The sequence below is a fragment of the Achromobacter sp. NCFB-sbj8-Ac1-l genome (assembly GCF_052695805.1).
The window spans coordinates 1,472,142-1,490,962 of the sequence record NZ_CP199812.1; the positions used below are offsets into that span (position 1 = coordinate 1,472,142).

General features: G+C 65.9%; 16 protein-coding genes and 1 pseudogene. 15 read left to right on the forward strand and 2 right to left on the reverse strand.

The window, feature by feature from the left end; all coding sequences use genetic code 11:
* Window position 1 precedes the first annotated feature (1 nt).
* The 3 genes from ACUDP5_RS06785 (at window position 2) to ACUDP5_RS06795 (ending at window position 2,074) form a co-directional block, all read left to right on the forward strand.
* Complete coding sequence (locus tag ACUDP5_RS06785) at window positions 2-451, forward strand: acyl-CoA thioesterase (protein ID WP_263910553.1); 450 nt, start codon at window positions 2-4, stop codon at window positions 449-451.
* A 258-nt stretch (window positions 452-709) separates the two neighbouring features.
* The gene (locus ACUDP5_RS06790) at window positions 710-1,408 is read left to right on the forward strand and encodes a CoA transferase subunit A (protein ID WP_445658426.1); all 699 of its coding nucleotides are present in this window, start codon (window positions 710-712) and stop codon (window positions 1,406-1,408) included.
* Between the two features lie 12 nt (window positions 1,409-1,420).
* Window positions 1,421-2,074 carry a CoA transferase subunit B gene (locus ACUDP5_RS06795; protein ID WP_263910554.1) on the forward strand — a complete coding sequence of 218 codons (654 nt, stop codon included), beginning with the start codon at window positions 1,421-1,423 and terminating at the stop codon, window positions 2,072-2,074.
* Window positions 2,075-2,156: 82 nt separating this feature from the next.
* On the opposite strand, the gene ACUDP5_RS06800 is transcribed toward ACUDP5_RS06795, so the two are convergent.
* Window positions 2,157-2,615, reverse strand: coding sequence for a GNAT family N-acetyltransferase (locus ACUDP5_RS06800; protein WP_445658427.1), 459 nt, complete (start codon window positions 2,613-2,615; stop codon window positions 2,157-2,159).
* Window positions 2,616-2,807: 192 nt separating this feature from the next.
* Between ACUDP5_RS06800 and ACUDP5_RS06805 the strand changes: the two genes are divergently transcribed.
* The 9 genes from ACUDP5_RS06805 (at window position 2,808) to ACUDP5_RS06845 (ending at window position 14,043) form a co-directional block, all read left to right on the forward strand.
* Window positions 2,808-3,683, forward strand: coding sequence for a MurR/RpiR family transcriptional regulator (locus ACUDP5_RS06805; RefSeq protein ID WP_445658428.1), 876 nt, complete (start codon window positions 2,808-2,810; stop codon window positions 3,681-3,683).
* Window positions 3,680-4,660 (forward strand): isoaspartyl peptidase/L-asparaginase, encoded by a 981-nt coding sequence (locus ACUDP5_RS06810; RefSeq protein ID WP_263910557.1) that lies wholly within the window; start codon window positions 3,680-3,682, stop codon window positions 4,658-4,660. Before ACUDP5_RS06805 ends, ACUDP5_RS06810 begins: the two co-directional genes overlap by 4 nt.
* 46 nt (window positions 4,661-4,706) lie before the next feature.
* Window positions 4,707-6,593, forward strand: a complete 1,887-nt coding sequence (locus ACUDP5_RS06815) for a dipeptide ABC transporter ATP-binding protein (RefSeq protein ID WP_445658429.1) — start codon at window positions 4,707-4,709, stop codon at window positions 6,591-6,593.
* A 66-nt stretch (window positions 6,594-6,659) separates the two neighbouring features.
* Entirely contained in the window at window positions 6,660-8,213 is a 1,554-nt protein-coding gene (gene gsiB, locus ACUDP5_RS06820) for a glutathione ABC transporter substrate-binding protein GsiB (RefSeq protein ID WP_263910560.1), read from the forward strand.
* 88 nt (window positions 8,214-8,301) lie between these two features.
* Window positions 8,302-9,222, forward strand: a complete 921-nt coding sequence (gene gsiC / locus ACUDP5_RS06825) for a glutathione ABC transporter permease GsiC (protein ID WP_263910561.1) — start codon at window positions 8,302-8,304, stop codon at window positions 9,220-9,222.
* Between the two features lie 7 nt (window positions 9,223-9,229).
* Window positions 9,230-10,129 carry a glutathione ABC transporter permease GsiD gene (gene gsiD, locus ACUDP5_RS06830; protein ID WP_263910562.1) on the forward strand — a complete coding sequence of 300 codons (900 nt, stop codon included), beginning with the start codon at window positions 9,230-9,232 and terminating at the stop codon, window positions 10,127-10,129.
* Window positions 10,130-10,310: 181 nt separating this feature from the next.
* Window positions 10,311-11,429 (forward strand): DmpA family aminopeptidase, encoded by a 1,119-nt coding sequence (locus ACUDP5_RS06835; RefSeq protein WP_445658430.1) that lies wholly within the window; start codon window positions 10,311-10,313, stop codon window positions 11,427-11,429.
* Window positions 11,426-12,244: a M55 family metallopeptidase gene (locus ACUDP5_RS06840; RefSeq protein WP_263910564.1), complete on the forward strand. Its 819-nt coding sequence runs from the start codon at window positions 11,426-11,428 to the stop codon at window positions 12,242-12,244. The genes ACUDP5_RS06835 and ACUDP5_RS06840 overlap by 4 nt, the downstream gene beginning before the upstream one ends.
* Before the next feature lie 8 nt (window positions 12,245-12,252).
* Window positions 12,253-14,043 (forward strand): aminopeptidase P family protein, encoded by a 1,791-nt coding sequence (locus ACUDP5_RS06845; protein WP_445658431.1) that lies wholly within the window; start codon window positions 12,253-12,255, stop codon window positions 14,041-14,043.
* Window positions 14,044-14,121: 78 nt separating this feature from the next.
* Here the strand turns inward: ACUDP5_RS06845 and ACUDP5_RS06850 are convergent, their stop codons facing one another.
* Complete coding sequence (locus tag ACUDP5_RS06850) at window positions 14,122-15,144, reverse strand: hypothetical protein (RefSeq protein ID WP_445658432.1); 1,023 nt, start codon at window positions 15,142-15,144, stop codon at window positions 14,122-14,124.
* Between the two features lie 205 nt (window positions 15,145-15,349).
* Between ACUDP5_RS06850 and ACUDP5_RS06855 the strand changes: the two genes are divergently transcribed.
* From ACUDP5_RS06855 to eno, 3 genes and pseudogenes are all read left to right on the forward strand, one after another.
* Complete coding sequence (locus tag ACUDP5_RS06855) at window positions 15,350-17,002, forward strand: CTP synthase (protein ID WP_175191068.1); 1,653 nt, start codon at window positions 15,350-15,352, stop codon at window positions 17,000-17,002.
* Window positions 17,003-17,204: 202 nt separating this feature from the next.
* Window positions 17,205-17,488, forward strand: a pseudogene (locus tag ACUDP5_RS06860) (DUF1330 domain-containing protein).
* 4 nt (window positions 17,489-17,492) lie between these two features.
* Complete coding sequence (eno, locus tag ACUDP5_RS06865; RefSeq protein ID WP_175191069.1) at window positions 17,493-18,779, forward strand: phosphopyruvate hydratase; 1,287 nt, start codon at window positions 17,493-17,495, stop codon at window positions 18,777-18,779.
* Window positions 18,780-18,821: the final 42 nt, after the last annotated feature.

Here is an 18,821-nt window from a genome sequence, read left to right on the forward strand (position 1 = left end):
GGTGAACCCGGACACTCAGTCTGCGCGGATTCTGGCGGTGGGCGACACCCATCAAGTGGATTTGCCCTTGCGTTGGGGCGACTCCGACGCCTTGAACCACCTCAACAACACGCTGTACTTTCGCCTCATGGAAGAGGCCCGCATGCAGATCCTGTACGACGCGGGCTTCGAATTGCCGGCCAATGATGGCGCCATCCTGGCCCATGCATCCTGCGATTTCCTGCGTCCGTTGACCTATCCGGCGACCGTGCGGGTCACGCACAAGGTCACTCGCATCGGCCGCTCCAGCGCCGAATTCGAACTGCTGCTCGAGAAGGTCGGCGACGATGCCGGCCCCTACGCGCGCGGCCGCAACGTGCTGGTCTGGATGGATTACGTGGCCAATACGTCCGCACCGTGGCCGCCCGAAGTGCTGGCCAGGATGGCCACGCAGTTCCAGCCGGCGGCGTAGTTCAAGGCGTGGCGCTTGGTCCGGCTTTGTGGCGCGGTTTGAAACAGCGCGCGCATTTGCCGGGCATGCCGTTAAAATCAAGCGCAAACCATAATAGAAATAAAAGGGCGCGCCACCCTCGGCAACGCGACCCGGCAGGCATCGGGCCCCGCTGCGATGCCGCCGGCAAGCGTCACCGGCAGCCGCGCCTCAAGGAAAAACAGGGCTCGCCGCCACGCGTGGCTCTCTTCAGTTCGACCTTAATTAGGAGTTGGAGCGATGGACAAGGTTTTTGCAAGCGCCCAGGAGGCGCTGGCAGGCATCGTCAAGGACGGCCAGATGATCGCCGTGGGCGGTTTCGGCCTCTGCGGCATTCCCGAGGCCCTGATCGCCGCGTTGCGCGATTCGGGCGTCAAGGACCTCACTTGCATCAGCAATAACGCGGGCGTCGACGGCTTCGGCCTGGGCCAGCTGCTGAACACCCGCCAGGTCCGCAAGATGATCGCGTCGTACGTGGGCGAAAACAAGGAATTCGAACGGCAGTACCTGTCGGGCGAACTCGAACTTGAATTCACGCCCCAGGGCACGCTGGCTGAAAAGCTGCGCGCGGGCGGTGCCGGCATTCCGGCCTTCTTCACCCGCACCGGCGTGGGCACCATCGTGGCCGACGGCAAGGAAATCCGCGAATTCGACGGCCAGCAATACGTGATGGAACGTTCGCTGGTGCCGGACGTGTCGCTGGTCAAGGCGCACATCGCCGACCGCAGCGGCAACCTGGTGTTCCGCAAGACGGCGCGCAACTTCAACCCGAACGTGGCCATGGCCGGCAAGTTCACCGTGGTCGAGGTCGAAGAGATCGTCGACACCGGCAGCCTGGACCCCGACCAGATCCACCTGCCTGGCATCTATGTGCACCGGATCGTGCTGAACGCCAATCCGGAAAAGCGCATCGAACAACGCACCACTCGCCCGGCCTAAGGAGAACACGACATGGCATGGTCCCGCGATGAAATGGCGGCGCGCGCCGCGCGCGAGCTGCAAGACGGTTTTTACGTGAACCTGGGTATCGGTCTGCCGACCCTGGTGGCCAACCACGTGCCCAAGGGCGTCGAAGTCTGGCTGCAATCCGAAAACGGCCTGCTCGGCATTGGTCCGTTCCCGACCGACGCCGAGGTCGATGCCGACCTCATCAACGCTGGCAAGCAGACGGTCACGACGCTGCCTGGCTCGTCGATCTTCTCGTCGGCAGACTCGTTCGCGATGATCCGCGGCGGCAAGATCAACCTGGCCATCCTGGGCGCGATGCAGGTGTCCGAAAAGGGCGACCTGGCCAACTGGATGATCCCGGGCAAGATGGTCAAGGGCATGGGCGGCGCCATGGATCTGGTGGCCGGCGTCGGCCGCGTCGTGGTCCTGATGGAACACGTGGCCAAGAAGAAAGACGGCACCGAAGACATCAAGCTGCTGCCCGAATGCAATCTGCCGCTGACCGGCGTGGGCGTGGTCGACCTGATCATCACCGACCTGGGCGTGATGGAAGTCACCGACAACGGCCTGAAGCTGCTGGAAACGGCGCCGGGCGTGACGGTGGATGAAATCCAGTCCAAGACCGGCGCCAAGCTGGACGTGTCGGCGGTCAAGTAAACGCCGCTGGCCTGAAAACGAAAACGCCCCGCAAGGGGCGTTTTTCATTGGGGCCAGCAAAGGCGGAGCGCTGCGCACCGCGTCAGGCCGCTTCCTGCAACAGCATGCCCACGTGCGGGATGCCGTCTTCGATGTATTCCTCGGTGACCGGCACGAAGCCGTGGCCGGCGTAATACGCCTTGAGCCGGGCCTGGGCGCCCAGGTACACCGGCTGGCCGGGCCACAGACGGGCGGCTTCGGCCTTGGCGCGGCGCATCAGTTCATGGCCCAGCCCGGTGCCCCGGGCAGCCGACGCCGTAATCACCCGACCAATGACGGCCTGGCCGTCGTTCAGCGCGGGTTCGAGCAGGCGGCAATAGGCCAGCAGCGCGCCGTCCTGCCAAGCCATCAGGTGTTCGGTCTGCCCCTGCAGGTCCTTGCCGTCCATGTCCAGGAAGACGCAGTTCTGTTCCACCACGAAGACTTCCGAGCGCAGGCGCAGGATGGCGTAGAGCTCGGCGGGGGTGAGTTCGGCGTGGGGTTTGCTGATCCAGGCGGGCATGCGGACGGTTCCGGAAATCGGGAGTGAAAGGAGGGCAATAAGGGTACCGCAAGCCGGCCCCGTTTCTTTTGAAGCACTGTTACATAAATTCACGGGTATACCCTTAGTATGAAAATGAATTTTCTTATCTAAAATTTATGTGTAAACAGATTTACACAATCGTCCGCTACTCTCCCGCTCCCCACCCCCACGATGAACAAGGCCGTAATCACGATCGCTGATCGGATCGCCCGGGCCCAGCCCGCGCTGAGCCGCACGCAGCACAAGATGGCCGAGTACGTCCTGGCGCACCAGTTCCGCGTCGCCACGATGACCATCGACGAATTCGCGGCGGCGGTGGGCGTATCGGTGGCCACGGCCAACCGCTTCGCACGCGCCCTGGACTTGCCGGGCTACCCGCAATTTCGCGCCGAGTTGGCGCGCGGCTTCGAAGCCGCGCTGGAACCCGTCGAAAAGCTGCGCACGGAATTGGCGCACTCGGCCAGCGCCGTGCAGATCTTCGCGGCCACGCTCGAAGAAGACATCCGCAACGCGCAGCGCAACCTGCAATCGCTGGACCCGGCCGCCTGTGACCAGGCGGTGGAAGCGATTCTTGCCGCCGAGCGCGTTTTCATCATCGGCTTTGGCGCCAGCGGTTTTCTGGCTGGCCTGCTGCAGCGGGGCCTGTGCATGCATCTGCACTCGGTCGAGTCGCTGGCCGGCCCAGGCGGCGTGTCGCATGCCGCGCGCCAGATGTCGCGCATGACCAGCAAAGACCTGGTGATCGCCATCGGTTTCCCGCGGTATCTGGCCGACACGGTGACGCTGGCGGGCGCGGCGCAGCAAGCCGGCGTGCCGGTGCTGGTGCTGACCGACAAACCCACGTCTCCGCTGGCGCCCACGGCTTCCGTGGTGTTGTACGCGTTTTCCGCGCGCCAGCTGATTCCCAATTCCGAAACCGCGGCGCTGGGGCTGATCGAAGCCCTGTCGGCCGCGGTGGCCTATCGGGCCAAGAATTCCGTCGCGGCCGCCGCTGGGGTGACCCAGTCCGTCATGCCGTGGCTCATCCATGGAGTAGGTAAACGATGATTCAACCCGTGATTGCCATTCACGGTGGCGCCGGCGCAATGTCCCGCGCGGCCATGTCGCCCGAGAAAGAACAGGAATACCTGAGCGCCCTCGAATCCATCCTGGCCGCCGGCCAGGCCGTGCTGGCCCGCGGCGGCAGCGCCCTGGATGCCGTCACCGAAGCCGTGCGCCTCCTGGAAGACTGTCCGCTGTTCAACGCCGGCCATGGCGCCGTGTTCACCAGCGCCGGCACCCACGAACTGGACGCCGCCATCATGGACGGCGCCACGCTGCGGTCGGGCGCCATCGCCAACGTCAATCGCGTGCGCAACCCGGTGTTCGCCGCGCGCGCCGTCATGGAAACCAGCAAGCACGTGTTCTTCGTGGGCGAGGGCGCGGAAGCCTTCGCCAAGGACGCGGGCCTGGAACTGGTCGACCCGTCGTATTTCTCGACCGAAGCGCGCCGCGAGCAACTGCTGCGCGTGCAGCGCGAAACGCCCGAAGCCGCGGTGCTGGACCACGATGGCCAGGCCATGGTCGCGCGCGGCCAGCCGGCTCCGGCCGATCCGCTGGATTCGGACAAGAAGTTCGGTACGGTCGGCGCCGTGGCGCTGGACGCCCAGGGCAACCTGGCCGCGGCCACGTCCACCGGCGGCATCACCAACAAGCAGGTCGGCCGCGTCGGCGACGCGCCCTTGATCGGCGCCGGCACCTACGCCAGCAACAAGACCTGCGCGGTGTCCACCACGGGCACCGGCGAAATGTTCATCCGCATGGTTGCCGCCTACGACGTGGCGGCCCAGATGGAGTATTGCGGCGCGTCGCTGGAAACGGCGGCGGACCGCGTTGTCATGGAAAAACTGCCCACCATCGGCGGCAAGGGCGGCCTGGTAGCCGTCGACGCCCAGGGCAATGTGGCCTTGCCGTTCAACACGGAAGGCATGTACCGCGGTTACGCCCGCGTCGGTGAGAAGCCGGTCGCCGCCATCTATCGCTGAGCGGCGCCGCGTTTCGTTTTTGTCAGTTTTGGGGATGACTAAAGATATGGTTGATCGCGCAAACAGCCTGGCGCTGCCGGATAACCGCGTGGTCCAGGTCGACGACCTGACGGTGCGCTTCGTGGGTTCGGAGCGCACGGTCGAAGCCGTGCGCAACCTGTCGTTCCATGTGGACCGGGGCGAGACCCTGGCCATCGTGGGCGAATCGGGTTCGGGCAAGTCGGTGACCTCGCTGGCGCTCATGCGCCTGGTGGAACATGGCGGTGGCCGCATCGCCCAGGGCCGCATGGCCCTGCGCCGGCGCAACGGCTCGGTGATCGACCTGGCCGGCTCCAGCCAGCGCGTCATGCGCAATGTGCGCGGCGCCGACATGGCCATGATTTTCCAGGAGCCGATGACCTCCTTGAATCCGGTGTTCACGGCCGGCGACCAGATCGCCGAGTCCATCCGCCAGCACCAGGGCAAGGACGCCGCCGCTGCGCGCGCCGAAGCGCTGCGCATGCTGGAGCAGGTGCGCATTCCGGAAGCCAGGTCGGTGCTGGACCGCTACCCGCACCAGTTGTCGGGCGGCATGCGCCAACGCGTCATGATCGCGATGGCGCTGGCCTGCAAGCCGGCGCTCTTGATCGCCGACGAGCCGACCACCGCGCTGGACGTCACGATTCAGGCGCAGATCCTGCAACTGATCCGCCAGCTGCAGGAAGAAATGCACATGGGCGTGGTGTTCATCACCCACGACATGGGCGTGGTGGCCGAAGTGGCCGACCGCGTGCTGGTGATGTACCGCGGCGACAAGGTCGAGGAAGGTCCGTCGGAATCCGTCTTCGCCGCGCCCCAGCATGCCTATACCAAGGCGCTGCTGTCGGCCGTGCCGAAGCTGGGTGCGATGCAGGGCACCGACCTGCCTGCGCGTTTTCCCCTGCTGCAAGTCGATGGCAAGGCGCAACCCGTGGCCGAGCCCGGCGCGACCAGCACGCAGGAAGTGCCGGCCGCCCACCGCGAGCCGATCCTGAGCGTGCGCAACCTGGTGACGCGTTTCGACCTGCGCGGCGGCATCCTCAGCCGTGTGCAGCGCCGCGTGCACGCCGTGGAAAAGGTCAGCTTCGACCTGTACCCCGGCGAAACGCTGTCGCTGGTGGGCGAGTCGGGTTGTGGCAAGTCCACCACCGGCCGCTCGCTGCTGCGCCTGGTGGAAAGCCAGGGCGGCGAAATCCGCTTCGGCGGCCGCGACATCGTGCGCTTGAAGAACAGCGAACTGCAATCCCTGCGCCGCGACATCCAGTTCGTGTTCCAGGACCCGTTTGCCTCGCTCGACCCGCGCGTGACCGTCGGCTTCTCGATCATGGAGCCCCTGCTGGTGCACGGCGTGGCCAAGGGCCGCGAAGCCGAGCGCCGCGTGTCCGAACTGCTCGAGCGCGTCGGCATGCCGCCTGAAATGGCGCAGCGCTACCCGCATGAATTCTCGGGCGGCCAACGCCAGCGCATCTGCATCGCGCGCGCCCTGGCCCTGAATCCCAAGGTCGTGATCGCCGACGAATCGGTGTCGGCGCTGGATGTGTCGATCCAGGCGCAGATCGTGAACCTCCTGATCGACCTGCAACGCGACATGGGCATTTCGTTCCTGTTCATTTCGCATGACATGGCCGTGGTCGAACGCGTGAGCCATCGCGTGGCCGTCATGTACCTGGGGCAGATTGTCGAGATCGGCCCGCGCCGCGCGATCTTCGAGAACCCGCAGCACCCGTACACCAAGAAGCTGATGTCGGCCGTGCCGATCGCCGATCCGGCGCGCCGCCATCTCAAGCGCACCTTGCTGTCCGACGAGATTCCCAGCCCGATCCGCAGGCTCGACGACGAGCCGGTGGTGCAGCCGCTGGTGCAGGTAGGAACCGATCACTTCGTCGCCCGCCATGCGGTCGGCGGAGCGTATTGAGTCAGTTGTTGTACTTGTTTTTCTTCCACCAAACCCCCTAATTCCGTTTTGGAACCAGGAGTTGCAATGATGAAAGTTCTGCGCCCCACCAAACTGATGGCCGCCGCCGCGGTGGCCTTCGGCGTGCTCACTTCGCCGCTGGCGCATGCTGCCAAGGACGTGACGTTTGCCGTCTCCATCGCTCTGGAAACGCTCGACCCGTACAACACCAACAGCACGCTGAACCAGGCGGCCGGCAAGGCCTACTACGAAGGCCTGTTCGAGTTCGACAAGGACCTGAAGGTCCAGAAGGTCCTGGCCACCGACTACACCGTCAGCGAAGACGGCCTGGTCTACACCTTCAAGCTGCGCGATGGCGTCAAGTTCCATGACGGTACCCCGTTCAACGCCGAAGCCGTCAAGATCAACTTCGACCGCCCGGCCAATCCGGAAAACCGCCTGTCGCGCTACATCCAGTTCAGCGTCATCGAAAAGATCGACGTGATCGATCCGCTGACCGTCAAGATCACCCTGAAGAAGCCGTTCTCGGCCTTCATCAACGCGCTGGCCCACCCGGCCGCCATGATGATCTCGCCGGCCGCGCTGGCCAAGTACGGCAAGGAAATCGGTTTCCACCCGGTGGGCACGGGCCCGTTCGAATTCGTCGAATGGAAGCCGGCGGAATACCTGAAGGTCAAGAAGTTCGACGGCTACTGGAAGAAGGGCTACCCGAAGGTCGACACCCTGACGTTCCGCACCGTCACCGACAACAACACTCGCGCTGCCGTGGTGCAGACGGGCGAAGCGCAATTCGCTTTCCCGGTGCCGTTCGAGCAAGCCGCCGTGCTGAGCAAGAACGACAAGCTGGACGTGGTCGACCACAAGAACTCGATCATGGCCCGCTACCTGTCGATGAACGTGCAGCAAAAGCCGTTCGACAACGTCAAGGTGCGTGAAGCCATCAACTACGCCATCAACAAGGATGCCCTGGCCAAGGTCGCATTCTCGGGCTACGCCACCGTCGTCGACGGCGTCGTGCCGACCGGCGTCGACTTCGCCCACAAGACCGGCCCGTGGCCGTACGACATCAAGAAGGCCAAGGCCCTGCTCGCCGAAGCCGGCTACCCCAACGGCTTCGAAAGCCAGCTCTGGTCCGCCTACAACGACGGCACCTCGGTGAAGGTGGTGCAGTTCCTGCAGCAGCAGCTGGCGCAAGTCGGCATCAAGGTTTCGGTCGAAGTGCTGGAATCGGGCCAACGCGTGCAGCGCGTGCAGCAGGTGCAAAAGCCGGAAGACGCCAAGGTCCGCATGTACTACGCCGGCTGGTCGTCCTCGACCGGCGAAGCCGACTGGGGCCTGCGTCCCTTGCTGACCACCCCCGCTTTCCCGCCGGTGCTCAACAACGTCTCGTACTACTCGAACAAGTCGGTTGACGATGGCATCCAGCAAGCCCTGGCCACGACCGACCGCGCCAAGAAGACCGAGATCTACAAGACCGTTCAGGAAACCATCTGGAAGGACGCCCCGTGGGCCTTCCTGGTGACCCAGAACAACCTGTACGTCAAGTCCAAGAACCTGTCGGGCGTGTACGTGGAACCGGACACCTCGTTCTGGTTCGGCGACATCGACCTGAAGCAGTAATCCGGCGGTAACTCTCGGGGCCGCAAGGCCCTTGCAAGGCCACATACGGCGGGGACGCGGTGTCCCCGCCGATGTTGCAGGAATTTCAATGCTGACCTACATCGTCAAACGTCTTTTGGGCATGATCCCCACGCTGCTGCTGGTAGCCGTGGTCGTGTTCCTGTTCGTGCACATGCTTCCGGGCGACCCGGCGCGACTGGCCGCCGGCCAGGAGGCCGACCAGCAAACCGTTGAACTGGTGCGCAAGGAACTGGGGCTGGATCTGCCCCTGCCGCAGCAATTCGTGCGCTACTTCAGCCACATGCTGCAAGGCGACCTCGGTACCTCGCTGCGTACCAAGCGTCCCGTCTCGACCGAAATCGCCGACCGCTTCATGCCCACGCTGTGGCTGACGGTCGCAAGCATGGCCTGGTCCGTCACCTTCGGCATGATCATCGGGATCGTGTCCGCCGTCTGGCGCAACCGCTGGCCCGATCGCCTGGGCATGACGCTGGCGGTGTCCGGCATTTCGTTCCCCGCATTCGCGCTGGGGATGATGCTGATGCAGGTGTTTTCCGTGAACCTGGGCTGGCTGCCGACCGTGGGTGCCTCGACCTGGCAACACTACATCCTGCCGTCCATCACGTTGGGCGCGGCCGTGGCCGCGGTGATGGCGCGCTTTACCCGCGCTTCCTTCGTGGAAGTCATCCAGGAAGACTTCGTGCGGACCGCCCGCGCCAAGGGCCTGACCGAGCGCCGCGTCGTCATCAAGCATGCGCTGCGCAACGCGTTGATTCCGGTCGTCACCATGATGGGCCTGCAGTTCGGCTTCCTGCTGGGGGGCTCGATCGTGGTCGAGACGGTGTTCAACTGGCCCGGCCTGGGCCGCCTGCTGGTCGATGCCGTGACCCAGCGCGACTATCCGGTGATCCAGGGCCTGGTGCTGCTGTTCTCGTTCGAATTCATCCTGATCAACCTGATTGTCGACGTGCTGTACGGCGTCATCAATCCCAGCATCCGTTACAAGTGAGGCGGCCATGAGCAATACGACCCCCGCCGCGACCATCGCCGCCGTTCCCAAGAACGACGTGCGCACGCCCGCCACCGAGTTCTGGCGCAAATTCAAGAAGCAGAAGCTGGCGGTGGGCGCCGGCATCTTCGTCCTGCTGCTGGTCGTGGTGGCGATTTTCGCCCCCTGGATCGTGCCGTTCGACGCCGAGAACTTCTTCGATTACGACGCGCTCAATGCCGGCCCGTCGCTGACCCACTGGCTGGGCGTGGATTCGCTGGGCCGCGACATCTTCAGCCGCATCATCATGGGCGCGCGCATCTCGCTGGCCGCCGGTTTCCTGTCCGTCGCCATGGGCGCCGTCGTCGGCACCTTCATGGGGCTGATGGCCGGTTACTACGAAGGCTGGTGGGAACGCATCACGATGCGTATCTCCGACGTGCTGCTGGCCTTTCCCGGCATGCTGCTGGCCATCGGCGTGGTCGCCATCCTGGGCTCCAGCATGGTCAACGTGATCGTGGCCGTGGCCGTGTTCAGCGTGCCGGCGTTTGCCCGCCTGGTGCGCGGCAACACGCTGTCGATCAAGCAGATGACCTACGTCGAAGCCGTCAAGAGCGTGGGCGCGTCCGACTGGACCATCATCATGCGCCACATCCTGCCCGGCACGATCTCGCCGATCGTGGTGTACGGCACGATGCGTATCGGCACCTCGATCATTACCGCGGCCAGCCTGTCGTTCCTGGGCATGGGGGCATCGCCTCCCACGCCCGAGTGGGGCGCGATGCTGAACGAGGCGCGCGCCGACATGGTGATCGCCCCGCACGTGGCGATCTTCCCGGCGCTGGCGATCTTCCTGACCGTCCTGGCGTTCAACCTGCTGGGCGACGGCCTGCGCGACGCGCTCGATCCCAAGATCGACCGCAAGTAGGCACACGCAATGGCTTGCCGCCCGCCTCGCCCCATCGGTACCGGGCTGGGCGTGGCGGGCGCCCATCTCGCCGCCGCCCGCGTTCCGGCGCTTGCCACCAGGCAGGCGCACCGGCCACGCAGGACGGCGGCGTTTCGCATTTCGGGGCCTGCATTCGGGGTCCTCTGGACAGGCAGTCATCATGGATAGACAAATGCAGGACATCCCTCGCATCGGCACGTTGCCGTCGGGGCCGCTGGATTCGATCTGCGACGTGGGCGACATCACCGTCGGTCACTGCACGCTGGCCGACGGCGCTCGGCAGACCGGCGTGACGGTGGTCAAGCCGCATGCCGGCGATCCTTACCTCGACAAGGTGCCGGCCGCCGCCACCATCCTGAACGGCTTCGGCAAGAGCACGGGGCTGGTGCAGGTGCAGGAACTGGGCGTGCTGGAAACGCCGATCGCGCTGACCAACACCTTTGGCGTGGGCACGGTGGCCAACGCCCAGATCCGCGCGGCGGTGGCGGCCAACCCCGGCATCGGTCGCGGCATGGCGACGGTCAACCCACTGGTCTTCGAGTGCAACGACGGCTACCTGAACGACATCCAGGCGCTGGCGGTAGAGGAATCGCACTACGCCGATGCGCTGGCCGCCGCGGGCAAGCACCCGGCGCAAGGCGCGGTGGGCGCGGGCCGCGGCATGTCCTGCTTTTCGTTCAAGGGCGGTATTGGTTTGGCCTCGCGGGTGGCGACGATTCAGCCGGAGCAGCGCTATACGGTCGGCGCGCTGGTGCTGTCCAACTTTGGCCGCCTGCCCAACCTGATCGTGGCGGGCCGGCCGTTCGGCCGCCGACTGGCGGGCCAGCTGGAAGGCAACCTGGCGCAGGCGGGCGAAAACGCCGCCATCGTGCCGGAAAAGGGTTCCATCATCTTGCTGGTGGCGACCGATGCGCCGCTGGATGCACGCCAATTGCGGCGCCTGTCGCTGCGCGCGGGCGCGGGCCTGGCGCGCACCGGTTCGGTGTTCGGCCACGGCAGCGGCGACCTCGCGCTGGCGTTTTCCACGGCCTACACCGTGCCGCAAGAAGCCGAACGCCCGATGCCGGCCATCGCCATGCTGCACGAAGCCCGTATCGATCCGCTGTTCGAAGCCGCCGCCGAGGCCTGCGAGCAGGCCATCATCGCTGCTCTGTGGCGTGCCGACAGCGTGCAGGGCCGCGACGGCCACGTCCGCACCGCCATCCGCGACGCTGCGCCCGACTGGCGGCAGTGGCTGGCCGACACCGAATTCCAGAATCCCACCAAGGCACTCCCATGAAGATCCTCATTTCCACCGATATCGAAGGCGTCGCCGGCGTCTTTCATGCTGAACAGATCCGCGCCGGCAACGGCGAATACGAGCGCGCCCGCGCCTGGATGACCGCCGAGGCCAACGCCGCGGTGCAAGGCGCGATCGCCGGCGGCGCCGAAGAGATCCTGGTCAATGATTCGCACGGCGGCTTTCGCAACCTGCTGCCGGACGGCCTGGACGAACGTGCCCGCCTGGTGCTGGGCAAGCCGCGCTACCTGGGCATGATGGGCGGGCTGGAAGAGGGCTGCGATGCCGTCTTCATGATCGGCTATCACTCGCGCTCGCAGGGCCGCGGCGTCCTGGCCCATACGATCAACAGCTTTGCCTTCGCCCGCGTCTTCATCAACGGCATGGAACTGGGCGAAGCCGGCCTGTACGGCGCGCTGGCAGGCGAAATGGGCGTGCCCGTCATCCTGGCCACGGGCGACGACGTCTTCATCTCGGAAAACACCGACCTGTTCCCCGGCGCCCAATGGGTGCAGACCAAGGTGGCCCACGGGCAGGGCAGCGGCGTGACCTTGTCGCCGGCCGCCTCGCGCCGCGCCATCACCGCGGCCGCCGAAACCGCGGTCAGAAACATCAAGAAGGCCGTTCCTTTCCGCATCCCCGCCCCTATAGAATGCCGGTTGCAGACGCAGACCTCGGCGCTGGCTGACCTGTTCTGCATGTGGCCCACGCTCGAGCGCGTGGATGGCGTGACGCTGCGGTTCACCACGGACAGCATGCAGGCTGCCATCCGCACGCTGAACAGCCTGGCCGCCATGTCTTTCATGTTGCGCTAAGGAAACCCATGTCTAGCACCGACGCCCGTATTGCCCAACTGCGGCAGGCCATGAGCCGCCGCGGCCTTTCCGCCTATATCGTGCCGTCCTCGGACCCGCACCTGTCCGAATACCTGCCCGCGCGCTGGCAGGGGCGGCGTTGGCTGTCGGGCTTTACGGGATCGGTGGGCACGCTGGTCGTCACGGCGGATTTCGCCGGCTTGTGGGTCGACAGCCGCTACTGGGTGCAGGCCGAAGCGCAACTGGCCGGCACCGGGGTGAAACTGATGAAAATCGCCGTGGCCACCACGCCGGGGCATGTGGACTGGCTGGCCGCCAACACCCGCCCGGGTGACGTCATCGGTGTCGATGGCCAGGTGCTGGGCCTGGCGGCCTTCCGCGCCTTGTCGGTGGCCGCGGCCACGTCGGGCGCCACGCTGGAAATCCGCGCCGACCTGCTGGACGACGTCTGGCCCGACCGCGCCGGCCTGCCCACGGCCGCCATCTACGAACACGTGGCGCCGCAGGCGTGCGTGTCGCGCGCCGACAAGCTGGCCCAGGTGCGCCATGCCATGCGCGGCCATGGCGCCGACGTGCACTTTGTCAGCACGCTGGACGACATCGCCTGGCTGTTCAACCTGCGCGGCGCCGACGTCGACTACAACCCCGTCTTTGTCGGCCACGCCCTGATCGGGCTGGATCACGCCACGCTGTTCGTGGCCGAAGGCAAAGTCGATGATGCCCTGCGCGCCGTCCTGGCCGCCGATGGCGTCGAGGTGGCGGGCTACGCCCAGGCCGCCGACGCGCTGGCCTCGCTGGAACGGGACCAGAGACTGCTGATCGACCCGGCCCGCGTCACCTGCGGCGTGTTCCACGCGATGGACCCGGCCGTGCCCCGCGTCGAAGCCATCAACCCGTCCACCCTGCTCAAGTCGCGCAAGACCGACGCCGAGCTGGCCAACGTGCGCCAGGCCATGGCGCAGGACGGCGCCGCGCTCTGTGAGTTCTTCGCCTGGTTCGAAGGCGCGCTGGGCCGCGAGACCATCACCGAGCTCACCATCGACGAGCAGATCACCGCCGCCCGTGCGCGTCGGCCCGATTACGTCTGCCCCAGTTTCGCCACCATCGCCGGCTTCAACGCCAATGGCGCCATGCCGCACTACCGCGCCACCGCCGAATCGCATTCGGTCATCGACGGCGACGGCCTGCTGTTGATCGATTCGGGCGGCCAGTACCTGGGCGGCACCACCGACATCACCCGGGTCGTCGCGGTGGGCACGCCCAACGCCGACCAGAAGGTCGACTTCACGCTGGTGCTCAAGGGCATGATCGCGCTGTCGCGCGCCGCGTTCCCGCGCGGCACGCCGTCACCCATGCTGGACGCCATTGCCCGCGCGCCCATCTGGGAAGGCGGTGCCGAATATGGCCACGGCACCGGCCACGGCGTGGGCTACTTCCTGAACGTGCACGAAGGCCCGCAGGTCATCTCGTACCGCGCGGCCCCGGGCCCGCACACGGCCATGGAACCCGGCATGATCACGTCGAACGAACCGGGCATCTACCGCCCGGGCCGCTGGGGAGTGCGCATCGAGAACCTGGTGGCCAACCGCAGCTGGCTGACCTCCGAACTGGGCGAGTTCCTGTGCTTCGAGACCCTGACGCTGTGCCCGATCGACACCCGCTGCATCGAGCCGACGCTCTTGCGCACGGACGAAATCGCCTGGCTCAACGACTATCACAAGACGGTGTTCGAGCGCCTGTCGCCGCTGGTGCAGGGCGAGGCCCTGGCCTGGCTGGAACGCCGTACCGCGGCGATCTGACCGCATCGTCCGGCGAATGGAAAAAAGGCCCCGCGGGGCCTTTTTTCGTGGGGGCCGGCCGGGCTGTGTTGCAGCCGTTCAGACCCGCCCGGCATCGAGCAGGGTATCCCGTTCGGCTTCGCGGCGGCGGTAGAACAGCCGCGCGCCAATGACGCAGCCCAGCACCAGCAGCGCGAGGTACACCGCCAGCGAGAACACGGTGGCGCCGGTGGACGACGAAGCGCGCGCCAATTGGCTCCAGGTCATGGTGCGCAGGGCCAGGATGGCCAGGCCGACGCCCAGCACCTGGGCCATCCAGAAGGCGAAACTGCCATGCGCCACGGCGCGGCCGACGCCCGCCGCGCCCAGCGCCTGGGGCACCGACTTGCGGCAGGCCAGCACCGCCGCCGCCATCACCACCGCGGGCAACAGCCAGTAGCCGAATGCGTACTGGACCAGGTCGGCCGACAGCGTCTGCATCTGCAGGAAAGCGCCTAGCGCCAGGGACACGTGCACCTGCCACAGCAAGAGCGTGGCCCCGGCGATCCAGGCCGCATGGCGGGCCAGGTAGGGCCGCGCCCCGGCGCCGACGGCGGGCGTCACGCTCCAGGCGGCCACGCGCACGGCCAGCCAGCTGCCCAGGCCCCCCAGCAGGATGCCGGCCAGCTTGAGCGGCACGCCCATCACCAGCGCACGCGTGATATCGCGGTAAAAGCCCAGGTGCTCGTCCAGCCATTCCTTGTACGTCACGATCAGCCAGAACATGCCTTGCTGCAACAGCATCAGGGCCGCGGAATTGAGCACGTTGTAGACCAGCAATACCGCCAGCAGCACGGCCACCATCTTGCCCGGACGGTCCACGCCGCCCGCGCCCTGGCGGGCCAGCCAGCGCTGCGCGGTGCACCAGGCCACCAGGCCGCCCAGCAGGGCGCCTGCGATCATCTGCGCCACGGCGGGCGCCAGCATCTCGGGGCGCGCGTAGACCTCGCGCATCCGCTCGGCAAATGGCGACGCCAGCACGATGTAGGCTTGCAGCAGGATGGCGTAGACAAGGTTCAGGCAGGCCGCGGCGGTGGCCAGGCGCCAGGGCAGGGAGGGGGAACGGTGGGACAGGGCGGTCATTGGGGGCGGGTGGGTTTCCGGTCGGGCAGAGAAAATCGGGGACGAACATAGCACGAAGCGCTCGACCGCCCCTGCCGCGGGCGGGCCCGGGCAGGGGCCGGCAAATGTTACTCCTCGTCGCTAGGGGAAAACCCAGACAAGTTTCGCCTCCCGGCTATAATCCAAATTTCCCGCACGCGCCCGCTCGTCCCGGGCGCTTATTACGATGACCAAATACGTATTTGTCACCGGCGGAGTGGTGTCTTCCCTGGGCAAGGGCATCGCCGCTGCGTCGCTTGCCGCCATCCTCGAGTCGCGTGGTCTGCAGGTCACCATGCTCAAGCTCGACCCCTACATCAACGTCGATCCGGGCACCATGAGCCCGTTCCAGCACGGTGAAGTGTTCGTCACGGAAGACGGCGCCGAAACCGACCTGGACCTTGGCCACTACGAGCGCTTCGTTTCGGCTCGCATGCACAAGGTGAACAACTTCACCACGGGCCAGATCTACGAATCGGTGCTGCGCAAAGAGCGCCGCGGCGACTACCTGGGCAAGACCGTCCAGGTCATCCCGCACATCACCAACGAAATCCAGGACTTCATCGCCCGTGGCGCCGATGCCGCCTGGAACGGCAATACCGATGTCGCCATCGTTGAAATCGGCGGCACCGTGGGCGATATCGAATCGCTGCCGTTCCTGGAAGCCGCGCGCCAGATGAGCCTGCGCATGGGCCGCAACAACGCGGCCTTCGTGCACCTGACGCTGGTGCCGTTCATCGCGTCCGCCGGCGAACTCAAGACCAAGCCCACCCAGCACTCGGTGCAGAAGCTGCGCGAAATCGGCATCTACCCGAACGCGCTGCTGTGCCGCGCCGACCGTCCCATCCCCGACGACGAGCGCGCCAAGATCTCGATGTTCTCGAACGTGCCCCTGGATGCGGTCATTTCCGTCTGGGACGCCGATTCGATCTACAAGATCCCGGCCATGCTGCACAAGCAAGGCGTGGACAACATCGTCTGCGAAGCGCTGGGCCTGACCCCGCCGCCGGCCGACCTGTCCATGTGGGACAACCTGGTCGAGGCGCTGGAACACCCCGAGCACCAGCTCACGATCGGCATGGTCGGCAAGTACGTCGACCTGACCGAATCGTACAAGTCGCTGACCGAAGCGCTGGTGCACGCCGGGATCCATACGCGTTCGAAGATCAACATCGAGTACATCGACTCGGAAGACATCGAAACCCGCGGCACCGACCAGCTCAAGCATCTGGACGCCATCCTGGTGCCGGGCGGCTTCGGCAAGCGCGGCACCGAAGGCAAGATCGCCGCCATCCGCTACGCCCGTGAAAACGGCGTGCCCTACCTGGGCATCTGCCTGGGCATGCAACTGGCCGTCATCGAGTTCGCGCGCCACGTGGCCGGCCTGGGCGGCGCCAACAGCACCGAATTCGATCCGTCGGCGCCGCACCCCGTGGTGGCCCTGATCACCGAATGGATGGACCGCGAAGGCAAGGTCGAAAAGCGCGACAATTCGTCCGACCTGGGCGGCACCATGCGCAAGGGCGCGCAACGCGTGCCGATCAAGCCGGGCACCCGCGCCCAGACCATCTACGGCGACGAAGTCAACGAACGCCATCGTCACCGCTACGAGGTCAACAACGTCTACGTGCCGCGCCTGGAAGAGGCCGGCATGGTGATCAGCGCGCGCACGCCGACCGAAAATCTGCCGGAAATGATGGAACTGCCCGACCACCCCTGGTTCGTCGGCGTCCAGTTCCACCCGGAATTCACGTCGACCCCGCGCGATGGCCATCCGCTGTTCTCCAGCTACATCCGCGCCGCCATCGAGCAAAAGGCTCGCCGCGGCCAGGAGGCCTGATGCGCGCCTGCGGCCGCGAGTTCCGCATGCGGATCCTCGCGGCCGCGGGCCGTCTGCCCCGCGCCGCCCTATACGGCGGCGCTTCTTTCGGATACAACCAATTAGCATCGGATATGCGTTGCCGGGCCGCCTTGGGCGACACTGGCAGCTTGCCCGTATCCGGCGGCTGATACCCGTCAACCCACTGCCCTGAAGGAACCCCATGAGTGCTTACCTGATCGCCGACGTCACGGTGACCAAGCCCGCGCAGTACGAGGACTACAAGCGTCTGTCCACGCTCGCCATGCGCGCGTACGATGCCAAGATCCTGGTGCGGGGCGGACAATCCAAGCACCTTGAGGGCCGTGAGCCTGGCCGCACCGTCGTCATGGAATTTCCGTCCATGGCCCCGCCCAGGCTTTCTACGACTCCTGGCAGTACCGCCGTGCCCGCAATGCCCGCGAAGGCGCGGCCGTCATGAATATGTTTATCGTTCAGGGAATGTAAAGTCATGAGTGCAATCGTCGACATCATCGGCCGCGAGATTCTGGATTCGCGCGGCAACCCCACCGTGGAATGCGATGTGCTGCTGGAATCCGGCGCCATGGGCCGTGCGGCCGTGCCGTCGGGTGCATCCACCGGCGCCCGCGAAGCCATCGAGCTGCGCGACGGCGACAAGAGCCGTTATCTGGGCAAGGGCGTGCTGCGCGCCGTTGAAAACCTCAACACCGAGATCTCCGAAGCGCTGATGGGCCTGGACGCCCAGGAACAGACCTTCGTTGACCGCACCCTGATCGAGCTGGACGGCACCGAGTCCAAGGAACGCCTGGGCGCCAACGCCATCCTGGCCGCCAGCATGGCCGTGGCCCGCGCTGCCGCCGACGAATCCGGCCTGTCGCTGTACCGCTACTTCGGCGGCAGCGGCCCCATGAGCATGCCCGTGCCGATGATGAACGTCATCAACGGCGGCGCGCACGCCAACAACACGCTCGACCTGCAGGAATTGATGATTCTGCCGGTGGGCGCGGGCAGCTTCCGCGAAGCCCTGCGCTGGGGCGCCGAAGTGTTCCACATGCTCAAGAAGCTGATTCACGGCCAGGGCATGTCCACCGCCGTGGGCGACGAGGGCGGTTTCGCGCCCAACGTGGCCAGCCACGAAGCCGCCATCCAGCTGATCCTGAAGGCCATCACCGAAGCCGGCTACGAGCCGGGCACGCAGATCGCCCTGGGCCTGGATTGCGCCAGCTCCGAGTTCTACCGCGACGGCAAGTACACGCTGGCCGGCGAAGGCGGTATTTCGCTGTCCTCGCAGGAATTCACCAACCTGCTGGCCACCTGGTGCGACAAGTACCCGATCATCTCGATCGAAGACGGCATGGCTGAAAACGACTGGGACGGCTGGAAGCTGCTGACCGACCAGCTCGGCAAGAAGGTGCAACTGGTGGGCGACGACCTGTTCGTCACCAATACCAAGATCCTGCGTGAAGGCATCCAGAAGGGCGTCGCCAACTCGATCCTGATCAAGATCAACCAGATCGGCACCCTGACCGAAACCTTCGCCGCCATTGAAATGGCCAAGCGCGCCGGCTACACCGCCGTCGTGTCGCACCGTTCGGGCGAAACCGAAGATTCGACCATTGCCGACATCGCCGTGGCCACCAACGCCATGCAGATCAAGACCGGCTCGCTGTCGCGTTCGGACCGCATGGCCAAGTACAACCAACTGCTGCGCATCGAAGAAGAGCTGGCTGAGGTTGCCTCGTACCCCGGCCTGGAAGCCTTCTACAACCTGCGTTGACGCAAGCCGGCCGCGGCGCCTGCCGCGGCCACTTTCACGCCA

What these genes read in the sequence shown, in the direction of transcription:
- ACUDP5_RS06845 (WP_445658431.1), top strand. Translation starts at nt 12,253, where the DNA reads ATGTCTAGCACCGACGCCCGTATTGCCCAACTGCGGCAGGCCATGAGC.
- ACUDP5_RS06815 (WP_445658429.1), top strand. Translation starts at nt 4,707, where the DNA reads ATGGTTGATCGCGCAAACAGCCTGGCGCTGCCGGATAACCGCGTGGTC.
- ACUDP5_RS06805 (WP_445658428.1), top strand. Translation starts at nt 2,808, where the DNA reads ATGAACAAGGCCGTAATCACGATCGCTGATCGGATCGCCCGGGCCCAG.
- ACUDP5_RS06850 (WP_445658432.1), bottom strand. Translation starts at nt 15,144, where the DNA reads ATGACCGCCCTGTCCCACCGTTCCCCCTCCCTGCCCTGGCGCCTGGCC.
- ACUDP5_RS06795 (WP_263910554.1), top strand. Translation starts at nt 1,421, where the DNA reads ATGGCATGGTCCCGCGATGAAATGGCGGCGCGCGCCGCGCGCGAGCTG.
- ACUDP5_RS06855 (WP_175191068.1), top strand. Translation starts at nt 15,350, where the DNA reads ATGACCAAATACGTATTTGTCACCGGCGGAGTGGTGTCTTCCCTGGGC.
- gsiC (WP_263910561.1), top strand. Translation starts at nt 8,302, where the DNA reads ATGCTGACCTACATCGTCAAACGTCTTTTGGGCATGATCCCCACGCTG.
- ACUDP5_RS06800 (WP_445658427.1), bottom strand. Translation starts at nt 2,615, where the DNA reads ATGCCCGCCTGGATCAGCAAACCCCACGCCGAACTCACCCCCGCCGAG.
- ACUDP5_RS06810 (WP_263910557.1), top strand. Translation starts at nt 3,680, where the DNA reads ATGATTCAACCCGTGATTGCCATTCACGGTGGCGCCGGCGCAATGTCC.
- gsiB (WP_263910560.1), top strand. Translation starts at nt 6,660, where the DNA reads ATGATGAAAGTTCTGCGCCCCACCAAACTGATGGCCGCCGCCGCGGTG.
- ACUDP5_RS06790 (WP_445658426.1), top strand. Translation starts at nt 710, where the DNA reads ATGGACAAGGTTTTTGCAAGCGCCCAGGAGGCGCTGGCAGGCATCGTC.
- ACUDP5_RS06840 (WP_263910564.1), top strand. Translation starts at nt 11,426, where the DNA reads ATGAAGATCCTCATTTCCACCGATATCGAAGGCGTCGCCGGCGTCTTT.
- eno (WP_175191069.1), top strand. Translation starts at nt 17,493, where the DNA reads ATGAGTGCAATCGTCGACATCATCGGCCGCGAGATTCTGGATTCGCGC.
- gsiD (WP_263910562.1), top strand. Translation starts at nt 9,230, where the DNA reads ATGAGCAATACGACCCCCGCCGCGACCATCGCCGCCGTTCCCAAGAAC.
- ACUDP5_RS06835 (WP_445658430.1), top strand. Translation starts at nt 10,311, where the DNA reads ATGGATAGACAAATGCAGGACATCCCTCGCATCGGCACGTTGCCGTCG.